Annotated in this window: 21 protein-coding genes and 1 pseudogene; 15 read left to right on the top strand and 7 right to left on the bottom strand. The window is 47.8% G+C overall.

Features of this window, described 5'->3' with window-relative positions:
• Nucleotides 1-38: 38 nt before the first annotated feature.
• The 9 genes and pseudogenes from LHL18_RS08750 to pilB all read left to right on the top strand — a co-directional run bounded on the left by LHL18_RS08750 (nucleotide 39) and on the right by pilB (nucleotide 7,084).
• Nucleotides 39-329: a nucleotidyltransferase family protein gene (locus LHL18_RS08750; protein ID WP_226766655.1), complete on the top strand. Its 291-nt coding sequence runs from the start codon at nucleotides 39-41 to the stop codon at nucleotides 327-329.
• The gene (locus tag LHL18_RS08745; protein WP_226766653.1) at nucleotides 326-688 is read left to right on the top strand and encodes a HepT-like ribonuclease domain-containing protein; all 363 of its coding nucleotides are present in this window, start codon (nucleotides 326-328) and stop codon (nucleotides 686-688) included. Before LHL18_RS08750 ends, LHL18_RS08745 begins: the two co-directional genes overlap by 4 nt.
• 90 nt (nucleotides 689-778) lie before the next feature.
• Nucleotides 779-1,438 (top strand): cold shock and DUF1294 domain-containing protein, encoded by a 660-nt coding sequence (locus LHL18_RS08740; RefSeq protein ID WP_226766652.1) that lies wholly within the window; start codon nucleotides 779-781, stop codon nucleotides 1,436-1,438.
• Nucleotides 1,439-1,512: 74 nt separating this feature from the next.
• The gene (locus tag LHL18_RS08735) at nucleotides 1,513-1,806 is read left to right on the top strand and encodes a type II toxin-antitoxin system RelB/DinJ family antitoxin (protein WP_226766651.1); all 294 of its coding nucleotides are present in this window, start codon (nucleotides 1,513-1,515) and stop codon (nucleotides 1,804-1,806) included.
• Nucleotides 1,793-2,092 (top strand): annotated as a pseudogene (locus LHL18_RS08730) (type II toxin-antitoxin system RelE/ParE family toxin). Before LHL18_RS08735 ends, LHL18_RS08730 begins: the two are co-directional and overlap by 14 nt.
• Before the next feature lie 340 nt (nucleotides 2,093-2,432).
• Entirely contained in the window at nucleotides 2,433-2,846 is a 414-nt protein-coding gene (locus LHL18_RS19790) for a pilin (protein WP_319004169.1), read from the top strand.
• A gap of 120 nt (nucleotides 2,847-2,966) precedes the next feature.
• Entirely contained in the window at nucleotides 2,967-4,100 is a 1,134-nt protein-coding gene (locus tag LHL18_RS08720) for an isoprenylcysteine carboxylmethyltransferase family protein (protein WP_226766650.1), read from the top strand.
• Nucleotides 4,097-5,248: a serine hydrolase domain-containing protein gene (locus LHL18_RS08715; protein ID WP_226766649.1), complete on the top strand. Its 1,152-nt coding sequence runs from the start codon at nucleotides 4,097-4,099 to the stop codon at nucleotides 5,246-5,248. Before LHL18_RS08720 ends, LHL18_RS08715 begins: the two co-directional genes overlap by 4 nt.
• A 138-nt stretch (nucleotides 5,249-5,386) precedes the next feature.
• On the top strand, nucleotides 5,387-7,084 hold the full coding sequence (pilB, locus tag LHL18_RS08710; protein ID WP_226766648.1) for a type IV-A pilus assembly ATPase PilB: 1,698 nt from the start codon (nucleotides 5,387-5,389) through the stop codon (nucleotides 7,082-7,084).
• A gap of 9 nt (nucleotides 7,085-7,093) precedes the next feature.
• Here pilB and LHL18_RS19860 read toward each other — a convergent pair whose 3' ends face one another.
• On the bottom strand, nucleotides 7,094-7,162 hold the full coding sequence (locus LHL18_RS19860; RefSeq protein WP_226766745.1) for a PEP-CTERM sorting domain-containing protein: 69 nt from the start codon (nucleotides 7,160-7,162) through the stop codon (nucleotides 7,094-7,096).
• Here LHL18_RS19860 and LHL18_RS08700 point away from each other — a divergent pair.
• Genes LHL18_RS08700 through yacG form a run of 5 tightly spaced genes read left to right on the top strand, consistent with a single transcriptional unit; the run spans nucleotide 7,150 to nucleotide 10,910 of the window.
• Nucleotides 7,150-8,379, top strand: coding sequence for a type II secretion system F family protein (locus LHL18_RS08700; protein WP_226766646.1), 1,230 nt, complete (start codon nucleotides 7,150-7,152; stop codon nucleotides 8,377-8,379). The genes LHL18_RS19860 and LHL18_RS08700 overlap by 13 nt on opposite strands.
• Nucleotides 8,379-9,254 (top strand): prepilin peptidase, encoded by an 876-nt coding sequence (locus tag LHL18_RS08695; protein ID WP_226766644.1) that lies wholly within the window; start codon nucleotides 8,379-8,381, stop codon nucleotides 9,252-9,254. Before LHL18_RS08700 ends, LHL18_RS08695 begins: the two co-directional genes overlap by 1 nt.
• Nucleotides 9,254-9,862, top strand: coding sequence for a dephospho-CoA kinase (gene coaE / locus LHL18_RS08690; protein WP_226766643.1), 609 nt, complete (start codon nucleotides 9,254-9,256; stop codon nucleotides 9,860-9,862). Before LHL18_RS08695 ends, coaE begins: the two co-directional genes overlap by 1 nt.
• A gap of 44 nt (nucleotides 9,863-9,906) precedes the next feature.
• Entirely contained in the window at nucleotides 9,907-10,653 is a 747-nt protein-coding gene (gene zapD, locus LHL18_RS08685) for a cell division protein ZapD (protein WP_134052255.1), read from the top strand.
• A 29-nt stretch (nucleotides 10,654-10,682) separates the two neighbouring features.
• A complete protein-coding gene (yacG, locus tag LHL18_RS08680) occupies nucleotides 10,683-10,910 on the top strand; it encodes a DNA gyrase inhibitor YacG (protein ID WP_134052257.1) in 228 nt (75 codons plus the stop codon).
• 10 nt (nucleotides 10,911-10,920) lie between these two features.
• Here the strand turns inward: yacG and mutT are convergent, their stop codons facing one another.
• Both mutT and secA read right to left on the bottom strand, forming a co-directional pair.
• Nucleotides 10,921-11,337, bottom strand: coding sequence for an 8-oxo-dGTP diphosphatase MutT (mutT, locus tag LHL18_RS08675; protein ID WP_226766641.1), 417 nt, complete (start codon nucleotides 11,335-11,337; stop codon nucleotides 10,921-10,923).
• A gap of 65 nt (nucleotides 11,338-11,402) precedes the next feature.
• Nucleotides 11,403-14,120: a preprotein translocase subunit SecA gene (gene secA, locus LHL18_RS08670; RefSeq protein WP_226766639.1), complete on the bottom strand. Its 2,718-nt coding sequence runs from the start codon at nucleotides 14,118-14,120 to the stop codon at nucleotides 11,403-11,405.
• A 198-nt stretch (nucleotides 14,121-14,318) separates the two neighbouring features.
• Here secA and LHL18_RS08665 point away from each other — a divergent pair, with 198 nt between their 5' ends.
• The gene (locus tag LHL18_RS08665) at nucleotides 14,319-14,792 is read left to right on the top strand and encodes a DciA family protein (RefSeq protein ID WP_134052263.1); all 474 of its coding nucleotides are present in this window, start codon (nucleotides 14,319-14,321) and stop codon (nucleotides 14,790-14,792) included.
• Nucleotides 14,793-14,821: 29 nt separating this feature from the next.
• Here LHL18_RS08665 and lpxC read toward each other — a convergent pair whose 3' ends face one another.
• The 4 genes from lpxC to LHL18_RS08645 form a co-directional block, all read right to left on the bottom strand.
• Nucleotides 14,822-15,733, bottom strand: a complete 912-nt coding sequence (gene lpxC / locus LHL18_RS08660; protein ID WP_134052265.1) for a UDP-3-O-acyl-N-acetylglucosamine deacetylase — start codon at nucleotides 15,731-15,733, stop codon at nucleotides 14,822-14,824.
• Nucleotides 15,734-15,876: 143 nt separating this feature from the next.
• Nucleotides 15,877-17,037, bottom strand: a complete 1,161-nt coding sequence (ftsZ, locus tag LHL18_RS08655; protein WP_134052267.1) for a cell division protein FtsZ — start codon at nucleotides 17,035-17,037, stop codon at nucleotides 15,877-15,879.
• Nucleotides 17,038-17,064: 27 nt separating this feature from the next.
• Nucleotides 17,065-18,300 (bottom strand): cell division protein FtsA, encoded by a 1,236-nt coding sequence (gene ftsA, locus LHL18_RS08650; RefSeq protein WP_134052269.1) that lies wholly within the window; start codon nucleotides 18,298-18,300, stop codon nucleotides 17,065-17,067.
• Nucleotides 18,297-19,049 (bottom strand): cell division protein FtsQ/DivIB, encoded by a 753-nt coding sequence (locus LHL18_RS08645; RefSeq protein ID WP_226766637.1) that lies wholly within the window; start codon nucleotides 19,047-19,049, stop codon nucleotides 18,297-18,299. The genes ftsA and LHL18_RS08645 overlap by 4 nt, the downstream gene beginning before the upstream one ends.
• Nucleotide 19,050: the final 1 nt, after the last annotated feature.

Below are 19,050 nucleotides of genomic sequence, written 5' to 3'. Positions count from 1 at the left end.
CCTATACTGCACACTAAGTGAAAAACTTGGAGACTATTATGCGGCCATCAGATGCACTGTCACACAACAGGGCACTTATACACACTTTGGTAGCTCGATATAAAGCGACCAATCCACGTATATTTGGCTCGGTGGCTATGGCCAAAGACACTGAGGGCAGTGATTTAGACTTATTGGTAGACACCTTACCAGGCACAACGTTATTTGATTTGGGCGAATTGCAGTTAATGCTTGAAGAAGCATTGGGAGTACCGGTAGACCTGTTAACACCTGGCGATTTACCAGAAAAAATACGGGTATCAATACTCAGACAAGCCGTACCTGTATGAAAATAAACCGAATTTTAACTTACATCGAGCAAATGCAGGAGTCTGTGTTTCTAGCCCGCTCCTACATTGAAGGAATTGAGAAGGCAGACTTTTTAGCTGATAAAAAAACGCAGCAGGCTGTAGTATTGAACTTGCTGGTATTGGGTGAGAACGCAACAAAAGTGTTGCAGTTATATCCGGAGTTTTCTGCACGGCATGATGATATTCCCTGGCGCAGCATGAAAGGTATGCGCAACCGAATTGCTCACGGTTATTTCGATATCAATCTAGACGTCGTTTGGGACACAGCCACGCAAGCATTACCTCCGCTTAGTCATCAGCTGGACCAACTGTTAAACCATTTAAAACAAAATCCATAAACACTGAAAGCCAGTATTTGGCTGCAAAATATTAAACTTCTGCCGTAACGTTTTGGTCTCACCGACAAGGCATTAATACAGGAACAGCAAATGCAGCTGACCGGTACCGTAGTATTCTGGCGTGACGATAAAGGCTTTGGCTTTGTATTGTGCGACCAGAGCGGTGAGAAACTGTTTTTCCATATCCGCGATATGGCGGGCGTGGGCGATCGGCCAAAACCCGGCGATAAACTGCAATTTAGCCTCAGCCAAGACAAACGGCAGCGCAACATTGCCGCCCCCTGGCGCTTTGCCACGGCCCCTGCCGAGTCGCAGTTTAAAAAAATGTCAGCCCGCATGCTGCAGGGCGCTGCCGATATTGCCTATGCCAACCACACTGCCCTGCTGTTCCGGCTGGCCTTTTTTATCGCAGTGGTCATAGCCCTGCTGTTTGGCAAGCTGTTATATGTACTGCCGCTGCTATACGTAGAAGCCAGCATTTTTACCTACTGGTTATATAAAGCCGATAAAGAAGCCGCCATAGCCCGCCATGGCAACCGGCTAACCGAAGAAACGCTGCAATTATTCAGCCTGATTGGCGGCTGGCCCGGTGCTTACCTCGCCCAGCAGCAGCTGGCGCATAAGCGCAGCAAAATGTCATTCCGCCGTGAGTTCGGTTTTGTCATCCTTGGTAATGCCTTGTTGGTTATCTGGCTGTTATCGCCATGGGGCCAGGCATTTTTAGCCCGCATGGCACTATGGGCAGCCTGAATTACCAATTTACAATAGACGATATCTCAAATGAGATACATACTTTCAACCTACAGCAAATCACGGTATTTCTCATGGCAAGCTCAATGATACATGTACGGGTAGACGACGCATTAAAAGCCGACGCAGCAGAAAAACTGGCTAATGCCGGTTTAACGGTATCTGACGCTGTACGTATTTTACTCACCCGTATATCAAAAGAGGGAGGACTGCCGCCAGCACTTATTGCTGATGAAAAATCTTATGATAACTGGTTCAAAGCTAAGGTGACTGAAGCCCTTAATGACAACTCTCCTGCCGTACGACATAGCGATGTAATGGACGAAGTTCAGGCTCTGATAGATAAAAAGCGCCGTGCCAAAGCTTAATTGGAAACCGGGCGCCAGGGCAGATTTACTCGCTATTGTCGATTACATCTCAGACGACAATCCGGATGCCGCCCAACAACTGAAAGATGATATTGAAAATAAAGTTTTAGTTTTAGTTTTAGTTTTAGTTTTAGTTTTAGAAACATACCCTCAACTATAACGTGCAGGCAGAGTAAAAGGCACCAGAGAATTAGTCGCCCACGCCAACTACATAGTGGTATATACCTACAGTGAAACCAGCGTTACCATACTTAGGGTTTTGCATGCCGCACAGCAATGGCCATAATCTCTAGTCATCAACTTACACCTACCCCACTGGCACTGCGTAACAGTAAAAAGCAGCCGGAGTGTTGTCAAAACACACGTAAAAAGCACGCTTAACACCACTCCTAGCGCGATAGATAACATGGCATTTTCGGTACGGATTTAAGTTAGAGCTTTTAAACTAGTACTTTATTACTATAAAAACAATAACAAAATTCCCGACTTTAGATAAAAATAACCTTAAATTACAAATAGTTGCAATTAACAAGCAAATTTAGTTACATTTGACTTGCGCCGCTTGTTAAAAAGTTCAAAATTATAAGCAGCCCGAGCGGCTAATAAAAAAATCAGGAGAAGTTAAAATGAAACGTAACCAACAAGGTTTTACCTTAATCGAATTAATGATCGTTGTAGCGATCATCGGTATCTTAGCTGCAGTAGCACTGCCAGCTTACCGTGACTACACCCAACGCGGTTCAAACGGTGCTTGTATGCAAGAAGCTAAAGCTTACATGAGCGCGGCAGTTGGTGCTTTAGCCGACGAGAACCAGCCAATTCCAGATCAATACACTGCGGTTTCTTGTCTTACTCCAGCAACTCTGACTTTAACTCGGGAAAATTATAACACCAATGCTCCGATAACCTTTACACCACGCACCCGTGGTAACGCTGCTATTGCACAAAATACTGTATGCTTAGCTGGTACTGGTTCGTGTACTTTAGCAGCTGTTGGTGGCGGTGCTGCTGGTGGCGCAGCTGGTGGTACAGGCGGTTAATCGCTTTATTTATAAACGTAAAGGCGCCCAACGGCGCCTTTATTTTTTAGGACTAACATGTTTATGTACACTGCCTGGCCTTTATTTATTTGTTTTAATGCTGGCTATCTGCTGCTACTGATGACTAATTTTCAGACTTATATCGGCAGTTTTTTAGCCAGCAAGCTACTGATTATTATAACTATTACACCGCCGTTAATTGTTATATTAAAACGTCAGTTAGCTGTATCACCTGTAATCTGTGTACCTGATGCCAACATGGTAAAAGCTAAACACGCAGTGGTGACTGTATTTTTTACTCTGCTGTTATTGTATACCCACTTAATGGCCCGCTTTGGTATTAGCCCTTTTGCCAGCTTCACTTTTGAATTCACTCTACTTTACCCAATATTAGTACTATTAGCTCCTTGGTATCTGCGCTTTACCAGTTCACGGTTAGCTGAGCCGGAAGATGAGTATGCTAAGCTCGGTTACAGTCTGCTGCGCCGGCGTAAATTTATATTGCATGAACATAAAGCTTTAATACTAAAAAGTTTGGTTAAGTTACTGTTTATTCCCATAATGGCCGGAGCATTATTCGATACTACCGAGTTTCTGCTGACATTTAGTTGGTCAGCTAAGCCGTTAGTGATCATCACGGGAATATTTACATTTGGGCTGGCATTTGATCTTATTGTCGCGACAATAGGCTATGTATTCTCTAGCAAACTGCTAAATAGTGATGTTAAAAGCACTGACCCGAACATAAGTGGCTGGTTAGTTTGCCTTATTTGTTATCCGCCTTTACTAATCATTTATCACTGGATTAAACAACAAACAGATAATTATCTGTGGTACGACTGGCTGACTGCAGATCATCCTCTTTACTGGTTTTGGGCATTTATGATCACCGCAACCTGGATGACTTACTGGATATCCAGCGCTAACTTTGGCTGGAAATTTTCGAATTTAACCTGGCGTGGGCTTATAGATACCGGCCCTTACGCCTATACCAAGCATCCAGCCTATATTGCAAAAAATATCTACTGGTGGATGCATACCGTGCCCTTTTTTGGCGTTACGACTACCTATGAGTTTATAAGAAATATTGCTGGTCTCTTGTTTGTCAGCACAGTCTATTATCTTCGGGCGAAAACAGAAGAGCGCCATCTTATGGCTTTTGCTGAATACAGAGCTTACTCAGAACAAATTGCTAAGAATGGCATTTTCAGTCGAATAAAAAGACGCCTTTTCAAAAGGCAGGTAGAAGCTTGATACGCGCAACCGCCCTAATCATATTGCTGGTCGTTTTTATCGGTTTTGTGTATGTCAGGCACCAAACCAAGATCCAATACCATATTGCGCGGTCACTGCCCTTTACTCATTCCTGCACTTCGACAACAAACAGTAAAATATTAGATTTGATCAAAAGTCTGCAAGATTTAGGCATTCCCGGTGGGCAAATAAGCTTTATATCAAAAACAACACCCAGCATTGATTGCGCATTTGGGTGGGGTGGTAGTAAAGGCTTATTCTCTCCAGTTTCATTAGCGGACCATTTTCGATATGCCAGCCTGACTAAGATATTCACATCCTTGACAGCATTGAGGCTGGTATCTGAAGGGAAAATGCCGCTAGATGGGTTAGTACTCCCGCGACTTGGAGATTACGATAAACTGCAGGATTCAAGACTATTGACTATTACGTTCAAACACCTGCTCACCCACCGGGCAGGGTTTGACAGAATACGCTCAGGCGATCCAATGTTACAAGTGGCTCCTTGGTGTCCATATGACTTGAAAACACTGAACAAGCTTAAACTCGACTATACCCCCGGACAACACTATTCATATTCTAATTTAGGTTACTGCTTGTTAGGAGAAGCTTTAGCAAAGTCGGCAGATACTCCTCTTGAGACACTATTTATAAACACTTTGGATGTTGCTCAATACTCGTCAATTCAGGAAGTTACTAATTCGACTATAAGCAGTAAAGAAGTACATTATATGTTTGATCATTCTGATAGCGAAAAAACCTTGTTGAGTTTTGACTATCATGCAATGCTCGCTTCAGGTGGTTGGGCCGGAACTGCATCAGATTTGGCTTTATTGATATCGCGTAATTTAAACGACACGAAGTTATCGGTATTTGAAGGCCTTGAACCGGTTTGTGATTTTTCTTTGTGGCGAACCTGTCATGGATACGTGTTTTATAAATACCAGAAAAATACACAGCATGTTATGTACTGGCGAGACGGTAGCTTACCAGGGCTAACAGCTTTCGCTGCAACAACACCTGATGGAGAGGTTATTGTTTTGCTCGCAAACTATAGAGAGTATAAATGGCTTAAATTTAATGACGCTATCGGTCAGCTGTTATACCAATATTTAGGTGATAAAGTGAGTTCAAATGAAGGTACGTAAATTAGAGCGTTGTAAATAGCTTAACTCAAAATTCATCTGTCTATGACGGCTTCGTTTAACTTGAATAACCAGCAGTTAGTGGCATAATCAATTAACTTTATCTAATTCTTATTAGCAAAATCAGGACGTTTCAGCTTAATGGCCGTAACCACTACCTCCACCTTATTTAAACGTTTAGTACAGCTTGGTCTGTTAAATGGCGACCAGGCCACTAAAATTGTCACCGATAAAGGTGGTCAGTTTAAAAACCTGCCTGAGCTGTTAATCACTGAAAAGTTGATAAAAGCTGACGAACTGGCCCGTGCCGCTGCCGGTATCAGCCATGCTATTAGCCTGGATTTAGACCATTTTGATATCGACTACGTGCCGGAAGAGCTACGCAATGAAAAACTGGTACGCAAAACCGATATGCTGCCGCTTGGCAAGCGCGGCCGCAGCATGTTTCTGGCAGTGGTAGACCCGACCAATATTCAAACCATTGAAGATTTTGAATTTAACACCGGTTTAAACGCAGAAGTGGTGGTGGTTGAGTACGACAAGCTGCATAAACTGATTGATAAACTGTTCGATAGCAGCTTGGGTGGCGATTTTAGCGAGAGCGACTGGGATTTAGGCTCGATGGGCATTGCCCAGGAAGAAGAGGAAGAAACCCAGGGCGTGCAGGTTGATAAAGAAGATCAGCCGATTATTGCCTTTATTAACAAAATGCTGCTTGATGCCATACGTAAAGGTGCGTCCGATTTACACTTTGAACCCTACGAGAAAAGCTACCGCATTCGCTTTCGGATCGACGGCATTTTGCATGAAATGGCCAGCCCACCGGTCGCACTCGCTACCCGGTTATCAGCGCGACTAAAGGTAATGTCGCGGCTGGATATCGCGGAAAAGCGGGTGCCGCAGGATGGCCGGATTAAACTAAAACTGTCAGCGAAAAAATCGATCGACTTTCGGGTAAGTACGCTGCCTACACTTTGGGGCGAGAAAATTGTAATGCGTATTCTCGACTCCGACAGTGCCATGCTCGGTATCGATGTTTTAGGCTACGAAGAAAACCAGAAGCAGCTGTATTTAGATGCGTTAGCACAGCCGCAGGGTATGATACTGGTAACCGGCCCGACTGGTTCAGGTAAAACCGTATCCCTATATACCGGCCTGGCTATTTTAAATACCAGCGAAACTAATATTTCAACAGCCGAAGACCCGGTAGAGATTAACTTAGCCGGTATTAACCAGGTGCAGGTTAACCCGCGCGCAGGCTTAACTTTTGCCTCGGCACTAAAGGCCTTTTTACGGCAAGACCCTGATGTGGTCATGGTCGGTGAAATTCGGGATTTAGAAACTGCTGAAATTGCCATTAAAGCAGCGCAAACCGGCCACTTGGTTTTATCAACCTTGCACACTAACTCGGCACCGGAAACCTTAACCCGTTTACTGAATATGGGCGTGCCGTCTTACAACGTGGCAAGCTCAGTATCACTTATTATCGCTCAGCGCCTGGCACGGCGGTTATGCGGCCAGTGCAAACAGCCTGAAGTATTGCCCGAGGCCGAACTACTAAGGCAAGGCTTTACGCCACAGCAGCTACCGAATGTTAAAGTGTTTAAACCTGTGGGTTGTGAGCACTGTACCAATGGCTATAAAGGCCGGGTGGGTATTTATGAAGTCATGCCGGTAAGTGCAAAAATGGCCGACATTATTATGCAAGGCGGCAACTCGCTGGATATAGCCACCCAAGCGCAGACTGAAGGCGTGAATAACTTACGCCAGTCCGGGCTTATTAAGGCCGCCGCCGGTTTAACCAGCCTGGCCGAAGTAAACCGAGTAACGAAAGGCTAACGTAAACAGTTAAAGCAAATTAAGTATTAAAGCAGGCGCCAAAGCGCACAACAGGAAATAAACAGATGGCTCAGGCACAACAATTTAAAATAAAAGAGCTCGAAGCCTTTACCTATAAAGGTGTAAACCGGCGCGGTAAAAAGGTAGATGGTGAAATTAAAGGCACCAGCATTGCTGAGGTTAAAGCACTACTGCGCCAGCAAGGTATTACGCCATCAGGGGTCAAGAAAAAGCCAAAATCCCTGTTCGGTGATGGTAAAAAAATTAAACCGCTGGATATCGCTATTTTTACCCGGCAGATTGCTACCATGCTGGGTGCCGGTGTGCCACTGGTGCAATCTATCGACCTTATTGCGAATGGTGCCGATAACAAAAGCCTGCGCACCCTAATGCAGAAAATTTCAGTAAAAGTACAGGCAGGTTTGCCGCTATCCGAAACCCTGCGTGAACACCCAAAGTATTTTGATGAATTATATTGCGACTTAGTTAAATCGGGCGAGTCATCTGGTTCGCTTGATCAGATTTTTGACCGCTTGGCTATTTATAAAGAAAAGGCCGAAGCGCTAAAATCAAAAATTAAAAAGGCCATGTTTTATCCTGTGGCTGTGTTAGTAGTTGCAGCTATTGTTACGTCTATTTTGCTGATTTTTGTGGTGCCTCAGTTTGCTGAGATATTCACTGGCTTTGGCGCTGAACTGCCCGCCTTTACCTTATTCGTGCTCGGTATATCAGAGATGATGCAACAATATTGGTGGTTGGTACTAGCGGGTATTATTGCCACCTTCTTTGTTGTAAAGAAAACCTATGCCAGCAACCTGAAGTTTCGTACCTGGGCCGATGGCCGTATTATTAAATTGCCGGTCATTGGCAGTATCTTAAATAAAGCCGCTGTTGCCCGCTATGCCCGCACTTTGTCTACCACCTTTGCTGCAGGTGTACCACTGATAGAAGCATTGGAATCGGCCGCGGGAGCATCCGGTAACGAAGTATATAAAAATGCCATTTTATTTATCCGGGAAGAAGTATCTGCCGGTATACAAATGCACCTGGCGATGAAGCAAACAGATCAGTTTCCGGAAATGGTGATTTCGATGGTGTCTATCGGTGAAGAAACCGGTGCACTGGACAGTATGTTAGGCAAAGTCGCCAATATCTATGAGCAGGAAGTTGACGATGCCGTAGATGGTTTAACAGCGCTGCTGGAACCAATGATTATGGCAGTATTGGGCGTAATAATTGGCGGTTTGATTATTGCAATGTATTTACCCATATTCCAGATGGGAAACATAGTTTAATGCAGCAGTTTATCGAATTACTTACCACTTTCCCGGCGTTATTTGTTGTTATGGTTGCCATTTTCAGCCTGATGATTGGCAGCTTTTTAAATGTAGTGATTTACCGTTTACCGAAAATGATGGAAAACGACTGGCAGCAGGAATATCAGGCCTATTTTAATGCCGATACTGCCGCAGCACCTGCCAGGTTTAATCTGGCCGTACCGCGTTCTGCCTGCCCGGCCTGTAATGCGCCAGTGCAGGCGCGTGACAATGTGCCGGTACTGAGCTGGTTGCTGTTAAAGGGCAAATGCCGCAGTTGCAGTGCGCCCATCAGCGCGCGTTACCCTGTAGTTGAAGCACTGACAGCGCTACTTTCAGCGGTGGTGGCGTGGAAACTGGGCTTTGGTTTAGCTGCCGCTGTGATTATTTTTACCACCTGGGGGCTGATAGCTCTGACCTTTATCGATATAGATAAAATGCTGCTGCCTGATCAGTTAACCTTGCCGCTATTGTGGCTGGCACTGCTGTTTAGCCTTAGTGATTCAGCCTTTGTTAATCCCGCTCAGGCTATTGTCGGCGCCGCTGCCGGTTATCTGAGCCTGTGGAGCGTTTACTGGCTGTTTAAACTGCTGACCGGCAAAGAAGGTATGGGCTATGGTGATTTTAAATTACTGGCCGTCTTTGGCGCGTTGCTTGGGGCTGCGCAGTTACCGCTGATTATTCTGTTGTCGTCGCTGGTTGGTGCGGTAGTGGGTATAACCTTGCTGAGTGTGCAGGGTAAAGACAAAGCGACACCTATCCCGTTTGGGCCTTATATTGCCGCTGCTGGCTGGATAGCGCTGCTATGGGGTGAGCAACTAACTAATGCTTACCTGCGTTATTTAGGTTTGTAATGTCAAAGTTTGTAGTGGGCTTAACCGGTGGTATTGGCTGCGGCAAAACTACCGTCACAGCGTTATTTGCTAAGCTTGGCGTACAGCATATTGATGCCGATATCGTCGCCCGCGAAGTAGTCATGCCGGAAACGCCCTGCTTGCGTGCCATCACGCAATATTTCGGGAATGAGATACTGCTCCCCACTGGCGAGCTAAACCGGGCAAAACTGCGGCAACGTGTTTTTACCGATGCAGCTAGTAAAACCTGGCTGGAGCAGTTATTACACCCGGCAATACGGCAGCAGATACTAAGGCAGTTACAGGAGCTGACATCGCCTTATGCGTTATTAGTCGCACCTTTGCTGTTAGAGAATAAGCTTGACCAGTATGTGCAGCGTGTACTGGTGATCGATTTACCCGAAAGCCTGCAACTGCAGCGCGCCATGGCGCGTGACAACGCAGACGAGCAACAGATTAGAGCCATAATGGCCGCGCAACTTTCGCGCAGCGAACGGCTGAAACAAGCCGATGATATTATTACCAATGACAGCACCCCGGCAGATCTCGCCCCCCAGGTTGCAGCACTGCACCAGCAATATTTGCAGCAGGCTAATACAGCAACTTAACAGGCATTAGGTGTGTTGTCGTAACAGGCGTGAAGCACCCAAAAATGACTGAACTGACTTACGAACACCCGCTAAATGAAAAACTGCGCACCTACCTTCGACTGGAATATCTGCTGGCTCAGCTGTACAGTTTGCAGGCACTGGACAGCGAATGGCAGCAGCAGGCATTTTTTAATACGCTGTTTGATTTAATTGAAGTGCTGGACCGCAATGATATCCGCCCGGACCTGATTAAAGACTGCGAGCGCTGCGAAACGGCACTGGTCGCCTGGGCCAATCACCCTTCGGTATCGGACGATAAACTGCAACCAGTGTTACAGCAGGCAGTTCGGCTGCAAAGTGATCTGCTGCGCAGCAATAAGTTTGTCGGTAATTTAAAAGACGATAAATTTTTAGCGCCACTACGCCAGCGCTTTGCAATACCAGGCGGCACCTGTTACTTCGACGTACCACAACTACATTACTGGCTAAACCTGCCACAAAGTGAGCGCAGCTACATGGCTGAGCAGTGGTGTGCTGAGTTCAGTTTACTGCAACAGGCAGTAAGTTTTGTGCTGGGGTTTAGCCGGCAGAAAGGCCAGTTCACCGATGTTACCGCTGACAATGGCTTTTATCAGAGCAATACTGACCAGCACGAACTGTTGCGCATCCGCTACCCGTTGGAGGCTGGCGTTTATCCTACCGTCAGCGGCAACAAATACCGTTATGCCATCCGCTTTATGCAGCTTAGCGATGACAGTGGCCGCTGCAGCAGTGAAAAAACGATCTGTTTTAAGCTGGCCAGCTGTTAGAATGCGCCGCTAGCCGTTGAGAGGACAGTATGAAAGTTAAATGCCCCACCTGTGATAAAGACGTAGTATGGTCAAGTGACGCACCGTTCAGGCCGTTTTGCTCGGAACGCTGTAAATTGATTGACCTGGGCGATTGGGCGGCAGAAAACCACCGCATTGCCGACAAAACGCCGATAGATACTGTATTGTCTGAAGAGTATTTGGCTGAGTTAGAGCAAGAATTTATCGCACAGGATAACGACTTCTTTAAACACTAAGCCCGCCGCATTAAGCGGGCTTTAACGTTAAAAAATGCTGCTGAATGCGTTCAACGATGGGTTGATTCGCATCAGGAAATTCAATATCGCCAAGCCCGGCAATGCCGACCCAGCGCAGCGGCTGACCTTCGCGCCCTTCTGGCTCGCCATCAAAACCGGTCACCAGATAAATATCCAGCAGCACAGTTTTTTCCGGATAAGCATATTCCAACTGCATAAAAGCGCTGCTTGCCGTCACATCTATGGCTACTTCTTCCTGTAGTTCGCGCTTAAGTGCCTGCTCTACCGTTTCACCCTGCTCAACCTTACCACCGGGGAACTCCCATTTGCCGCCCTGATGTTGTTTACCGTTACGCAGTGCCAACAATATCTGCTGCCCACGAAGAATCACGCCTACTGCAACATGAATCACTTTTGCTGTACTCACACTATTCTCCTGCTAAAACAACAAAGCCAGCCTGAGCTGACTTTGTTTAGCGACATGGTAGGGGTTTATACCAGCTTACCGTGACACTGCTTATACTTTTTACCGGAACCACAAGGGCAAGGGTCATTGCGGCCTATTTTGTCGTGGTCGCGAAACACCGGGCCAGCGGGCATACCGGCAGGTACATCGCCGCCGACGTGCTCAGCTTCGGCATGCTGATAATCATGCGGTACAGCATCGGCCTTACGGCGTTGTTGCTCTACGGCATCCACGTCTTCCGCGGCTTTAACCTGCACCCGGCCTAATACGCCAACTACATCGATCTTCAGATTTTCCAGCATAGCGGAGAACAGCTCAAAGGCTTCGCGCTTGTATTCCTGTTTCGGGTTTTTCTGTGCATAGCCACGCAGGTTAATACCCTGACGTAGGTGATCCATCGCCGCCAGATGTTCTTTCCAGTGCGTGTCCAGGCTTTGCAGCATGATGGCTTTTTCAAACTGACGCAGCACCTGCGGCCCAACCATCTGCTCTTTGTGTGCGTAGGCCTGTTCAGCTTCCTGTTGGATGCGCTCGCGCAGCTTCTCTTCAAACAGTTTCTTATCTTCAGCCAGCCACTGCGAAATAGGTAAATCCAGCGTGTAGTCGGCTTTTAAACGCTGCTCCAGCCCTGGTACGTCCCACATTTCATCTAACGACTGCGGCGGAATATACTGGCTGATCACGCCATCGATAACGTCGGTACGGATAGCGGTGATGGTTTCACTGATGTCTGTAGCATCCAGTAACTCATTGCGTTGCTCGTACACCACTTTACGCTGATCGTTGGCAACATCGTCAAACTCAAGCAACTGCTTACGGATGTCGAAGTTACGCGCTTCCACTTTACGCTGCGCGTTTTCAATAGCACGGCTTACCCATGGGTGCTCTATCGCCTCGCCTTTTTCCATACCTAAGCGGCGCATCATGCCTGCCATCCGGTCAGAGGCGAAAATACGCATTAAAGCATCATCCAGCGACAGATAGAACCGGCTTGAGCCCGGGTCGCCCTGACGGCCTGAACGGCCACGTAACTGGTTGTCGATACGGCGGGATTCGTGGCGCTCGGTACCGATAATATGCAGACCACCGGCAGCAATGACTGCATCGTGGCGGGTTTGCCAGTCTGCTTTAACTTTGTCTTTCTGTGCGTCAGTCGCATCAGCACCCAGCGCAGCCAGTTCGGCCTGCAAACTGCCGCCCAGCACGATATCGGTACCACGGCCCGCCATGTTAGTAGCGATAGTGACCGTACCCGGCTGACCGGCCTGAGCAATGATCTGTGCTTCATTAGCGTGGAACTTAGCGTTTAATACCTGATGTTTGATCTTGGCTTTATTCAGCAAGCCGGATAAGTACTCAGAGCTTTCAATCGATGCTGTACCCACCAGCACCGGACGACCGGCATCACGGGTCGCGATAATGTCGGCAATAATGGCCTGATACTTATCTTCCGCGTTTAAATATACAAGGTCGGCCATATCTTTACGCACCATAGGCCGGTTGGTAGGCACGACTATGGTTTCCAGGCCATAAATTTGCTGAAATTCAAAAGCTTCGGTATCAGCTGTACCTGTCATACCGGACAGTTTGTCATACAAACGGAAGTAGTTTTGGAAGGTGATAGAAGCAAGCGTCTGATTTTCGTTCTGAATTTTTACGCCTTCTTTGGCTTCCACCGCCTGGTGTAAACCTTCAGACCAGCGCCGGCCTTCCATCGTACGGCCGGTGTGTTCATCAACAATAACGATTTCACCGTCTTTAACAACATAATCAACGTCGCGTTTGAACAGCTGATGCGCGCGCAGCGCCGCGTAAACGTGGTGCAACAGCGTAATATTAGCCGCAGAGAACAATGTATCGTGTTCCTGAATTAAGCCATGCTCACGCAGCATATCTTCAACTTTGATCTGGCCTTTTTCGGTCAGATATACCTGACGCGCCTTTTCATCTACTGTGAAGTGGCCATCACCATGTGCACCCTCTTCGTCTTCTTTATCTTGTTTTACCAGTTGCGGCACCAGCACGTTAATCTGTTTATACAGCTCAGAGCTGTCTTCAGCCGGGCCGGAAATAATCAGCGGTGTACGGGCTTCATCAATTAAAATTGAATCCACTTCATCGATAATGGCAAACGCCTGATCGCGCTGTACGCGGTCCTGCGGTGAAAACGCCATATTGTCGCGCAGGTAATCAAAGCCAAATTCATTGTTGGTACCGTAGGTGATATCAGCAGCATAGGCTTGCTGTTTATCCGGGTGCGCCATACCGGGCACGTTAACGCCAACAGTCAGCCCCAAAAAGGCAAAAAGCGGTGCGTTGGTTTGCGCATCACGCCGGGCCAGGTAGTCGTTGACGGTAATAACGTGCACACCGCCACCGCTTAAGGCATTGAGGTAAGCCGGCAAGGTTGCGGTTAAGGTTTTACCTTCACCGGTGCGCATTTCAGAAATTTTGCCCTGGTGCAGCACCATACCGCCCATCAACTGTACGTCGAAATGGCGCATGCCAAATACACGTTTACTGGCTTCACGCACGGTAGCGAAGGCTTGTGGCAGAATATCATCCAGCGTTTTGCCGCTGGCTAACATAGTTTTAAATTCGGTGGTTTTCTGTTTCAGCTGGTCGTCGGATAAGGCTTCAAATTCTGCCTCTAACGCATTGATCTGCTGTACTTGCTTTTCTAATTTTTTTAAGAAGCGGTCGTTGCGGCTACCAAATAATTTGGTAAAAAGTTTTCCAAACATTATCCAAATACCATGTTAAGTTAAAACTGCAGTGCAGCCCCGGCGGCGCTTGGCTCAGCCAGTACAAATATTAAAACCCCAGCATATTACGCCAGATATGGTGCCCGATGCTAACGCTTTCAAGGTGCAACATTCTCGCCGCAGACATAAGCTGCTACACTGCGCTTATGTTACCAACGCAGCAGGTAGTAAACGTCAATGGCCCGCTATACCCAGAAGCCGCTCGATATCAGCAAAGTGCTGTCGCACAGTAGCCTGGCGTCGCAACAACAACAGGTTGCCCTGGTGCAACAGTTGAATCAGGTATTGGCTGAGGTATTACAACTGGAGCAACTTAGTTTTTGTCAGGTTAGCTGTATCCGCGATGGCCGGGCCGTTATTTTATCTGCCTCTGCGCCTTGGCTAACCCGTTTAAAATTGCAGCGCGACGCCATTCTAGACAATTTTCGCCGAAAAATCTTGCCTGATTTGGCTGGAATTGACATTGAAGCCTCTCCCAATGGCCAGATAAACAAGCCAAATGTGCCTATACCTCAAAAAAACAGCCATCAATTATCAGATTCTGCCGCCACGGCCCTGCTGTCTGTAGCACAAAACACCGACGGTGCCTTAAAACAGGCGCTGCTGAAACTGGCCCAAAACGCAGAAGCTAAAAACAACAAAACCCGGTGATAACCGGGTTTTGCGTTAAACCTTCAACTTTATGCCAGTTGCGGCGCCAGATAAGAAATAGGCATTTGCGCTTTATCTTCAAAGGTCACAAATTCCCAGTTTTCCTGGTTTGCCAATACTGCACACAGCAACTGATTATTCAGCGCATGCCCGGTTTTAAAGGCTTTAAATTCGCCCAGAATGCTGTAACCGGCCATATATAAATCGCCCACGGCATCAAGGATCTTGTGCTTGATAAACTCGTCTTCGTAACGCAGGCCATCCTGATTTAACACCCGGTACTCATCCAGCACGACGGCGTTATCAAAGCTGCCACCCAATGCCAGATTGTTTGCCCGCAGGTACTCTACTTCGTGTAAAAAACCAAAAGTACGGGCCCGGCTGATATCTTTAATAAAACCGGCGGCAGAGAAATCCATCAGCATATGCTGCGTGGTTTCGGCGATAACGGGGTGATTAAACTCAATGGCAAAATCAATTTTAAAACCGTGGTGAGGCTTAAATTCGGCCCATTTGTCACCGTCTTCAACCCGTACCGCTTTCTTAATACGGATAAATTTTTTCGCTAAGCGCTGCTCGGCAACACCCGCTTCCAATAACAGGTAAACAAAGGGGTTTGCGCTGCCATCCATAATGGGAATTTCAGCAGCGTCAACTTCTACGACCAGGTTATCAATACCCAGCCCGGCAATGGCCGCCATCAGATGTTCAGTGGTGGATAACCGCACGCCATTTTCATTGATTAAACAGGTACACATCACGGTATCGCCCACTAACTCAGGCGCTACTTTGAAGTCGACCACAGGATCCAGGTCCACACGACGGAACACGATACCCGTGTTGTCCGGCGCAGGTCGGAGAGTAAGCGTAACCTTTTCGCCTTTGTGCAATCCTACTCCAATGGAGCTGACTGTCTTGTCGATGGTACGTTGTTTAATCATAATTTCTTCCTGCTCAAATAATAAGCAATCACAAAATGGCGGCGAAGCATAGCATAACGTGGCAATTATGCCAAATTTCACTGAACAGCAGCTTAACTCTGCTGTCGGCCCTGCCGCTGACTCTAGCTATACGCAGTATAGCGTTAGTCAGCCTGTTTACGTAAAAATGCCGGAATATCAAAAATATCGATATTCGCTTTGCTCTCTGGTTGTGCTTTAGCCGTTACCGCCGGCGCTTCATCACGCATGGGCTGCTGAGCAGCTTTTTGCATAGTGTTGCCTTGCTGCACGTATACAGGCATCGGCTCAGGGCGGCTGTTTGGTACCAGACTGATATCCGGACGGCGATCTGCACCAATACCGGTAGCCACTACAGTTACGCGCAGCTCATCCTGCATATTGGGGTCAATAACCGCCCCCACAACCACAGTCGCGTTTTCAGAGGCAAAAGCTTTAACCGCATTACCAACAGTTTCAAACTCTTCAATGCTGATATCCAGACCAGCAGTGATGTTCACCAGTATGCCTTTAGCACCTGACAGGTCGATATCTTCCAGCAACGGGCTTGAAATAGCTTGCTCTGCAGCTTCTTCTGCACGGTCAGGACCTGATGCACGGCCACTGCCCATCATCGCAGTACCCATTTCCGACATAACGGTGCGCACGTCAGCAAAGTCAACGTTGATTAAACCCGGACGGGTAATCAGCTCAGCAATACCCTGTACAGCACCAAGCAATACGTTGTTCGCCGCTTTGAATGCATCCAGTAAGCTGGTGCCTTTTCCTAATACCTTTAACAGCTTGTCGTTAGGAATAGTGATTAACGAGTCAACATGCTTGCTCAGTTCCAGAATACCTTCATCGGCAAACGCAGTACGCTTTTTACCTTCGAACGGGAACGGCTTGGTCACTACTGCCACGGTTAAAATACCCAGTTCACGCGCCACTTCGGCCACGATTGGCGCTGCACCGGTACCTGTACCACCGCCCATACCGGCAGCGATAAACACCATATCAGCACCCTGAATGGTTTTCTTGATGGTTTCGCGGTCTTCTTCTGCTGAACGACGACCAATCTCCGGGTTAGCGCCAGCGCCTAAACCTTTAGTCACATTAGCGCCTAACTGCAGCGTAATGTTGGCTGATGAATTACGCAGTGCCTGAGCGTCGGTATTCGCCGCAACAAACTCTACACCTTCAATATTGCTGGCAACCATATACTCAACAGCGTTACCGCCGCCGCCACCAACACCTATTACTTTAATTACAGCTTCTTCGCTGTGGTTTTCCATTAGTTCAAACATAGCTCTCTCTCCGTTTCTACGCTTAGTTTAAAATTCGCCTTTGAACCAGCTGCTGATCCGTTTGACGAAACTGCCTACTGAATCACGCACATCTGCCACTTTCTTCTGCTGAGTGCGCGCATCTTTGCCGTACAACAACAACCCAACCACACTGGCGTACGCCGGGTCCTGTACGTATTCTTTTAAGCCGGTAACATGCATAGGCTGACCAACGCGCACCGGCATCTGAAATATGTCTTCTGCAAACTCAACGGCACCTTCCATTTTGGCTGTGCCGCCTGTCAGTACCACGCCTGCCGCTATCTGCTCTTCCAGGCCAGAGCTGCGAATCTCTTCCAGCACCAGCTCAAATAATTCCTGATAACGTGGTTCTACCACTTCTGCCAGCGTATGACGTGACATCGACCGGGCCGGACGCCCGCCCACACTGGGTACTTCAATACTTTCTTCTTTACCTACCATGCTGCGAAGCGCGCAGGCGTACTGCACTTTAATCTCTTCAGCATGGCTGATTGGGGTGCGGAAAATTTTGGCGATATCGCTGGTAACCTGATTACCGGCGACTGGGATCACCGCAGTGTGACGCAGCGCGCCGTTGGTATAAATTGAGATATCGATAGTGCCGCCGCCCATATCGACGACACAAACACCCAACTCTTTTTCATCGTCAGTTAACACGGCAAAGCTTGATGCCAGCGAGGTAAAAATCAGCTGATCTACCTGTAGGCCACAGCGCTCGACACATTTTTCGATATTCTTCGCCATATCGTTGGCACAGGTAATAATGTGCGCCCGCGCTTCCATCCGCACGCCTGACATGCCGACCGGGCTTTTAATGCCTTCCTGCATATCGACCGAAAACTCCTGCGGCAGTACATGCAACATGCGACGCTCGGCAGAAATAGGCACCGATTTAGCAGCATGAATAACATTTGACACATCTTCAGCTGTTACTTCAGTGTCGTTAATCGGCACCATACCGCTTTCGTTTTGGCAGCGGATATGCTTACCGGTGATACCCAAATACACTGACGATACGCGGCAATCGGCCATCAGCTCGGCTTCATCTATCGCCCGCTGTACCGCCTGTACTACCAGGTTCAAATCGTTAACGCCGCCTTTATCCATACCACGGGAGACATGGGTGCCCACACCGACAATACTCAACTTGTCGTCGGCGGTAATTTCGCCCACCACCGCTTTGATTTGCGCGGTGCCGATATCAAGGCCAACGATCAGATCTCTATCTAACGACTTTGTCATGCTTTTCTCTTTTGTTCAGCGCTGTAGCGCACTGCTACGCCTGTGTCGTAGCGCAAGTCCACTTCGGCTACGGCTTCGGCTTTGTGTCTAGTGATCACCGGATACAGCTCTATAAAGCGCTGTAGCCGTTTTAATGTATCTTCCCGCCCCAGTTTCAGTGCAACACCGTTGCTGAGGTTTAACTGCCAGGAAAAGCGCTCGGTTAAGCCAAGCGCGACGGCATTAAATTTATGCAGGGCCAGCAAGCCCTGCATATGGTGGAACATGGACAGTGCATCCTGCTGGCTGCCATCGGGGCCGGTTAGCATCGGCAGTTCCGTTTTCAGCTGCTGTATGGGCGCCACAAAGACATCACCCTGTGTATTTAGAAGTTGCTGCTGATTCCAGATCGCTACCGGCTGTTGTTCTGTTACTACCACAACCAGGGCATCAGGCCATTGTTTGCGCACGGCTACCTGATATACCCAGGGTTGCTGCAACAGGAACTGCTGCACCTGGTCCACGTTCACACTAAAAAAGTTACCCACATACTCATGCTGCAATAGCCGGTGTAACTGCCTGGCATCAATATGCACAAAATCGCCATACAGCTTAACCTGGCGCACCGGCGCACTCTGTTTACTCTGCACCCAGTCGCTGATTTTCAGCCCGGTCCAAACCAACCCTGCCACAGCAACAACAAAAAACAGCACACCGGCATAGAAAGCCGGGCGTTGTTTCAGTTGTAAGGTGGGCAGTTGCCAGTTCATT

The sequence above is a fragment of the Rheinheimera aquimaris genome (assembly GCF_020531985.1).
GTDB classification, from domain to species: Bacteria; Pseudomonadota; Gammaproteobacteria; order Enterobacterales; family Alteromonadaceae; genus Alishewanella; species Alishewanella aquimaris.
Note: the sequence above shows the minus strand (reverse complement) of the source record. Positions and strands in the feature narration are given on the sequence as shown.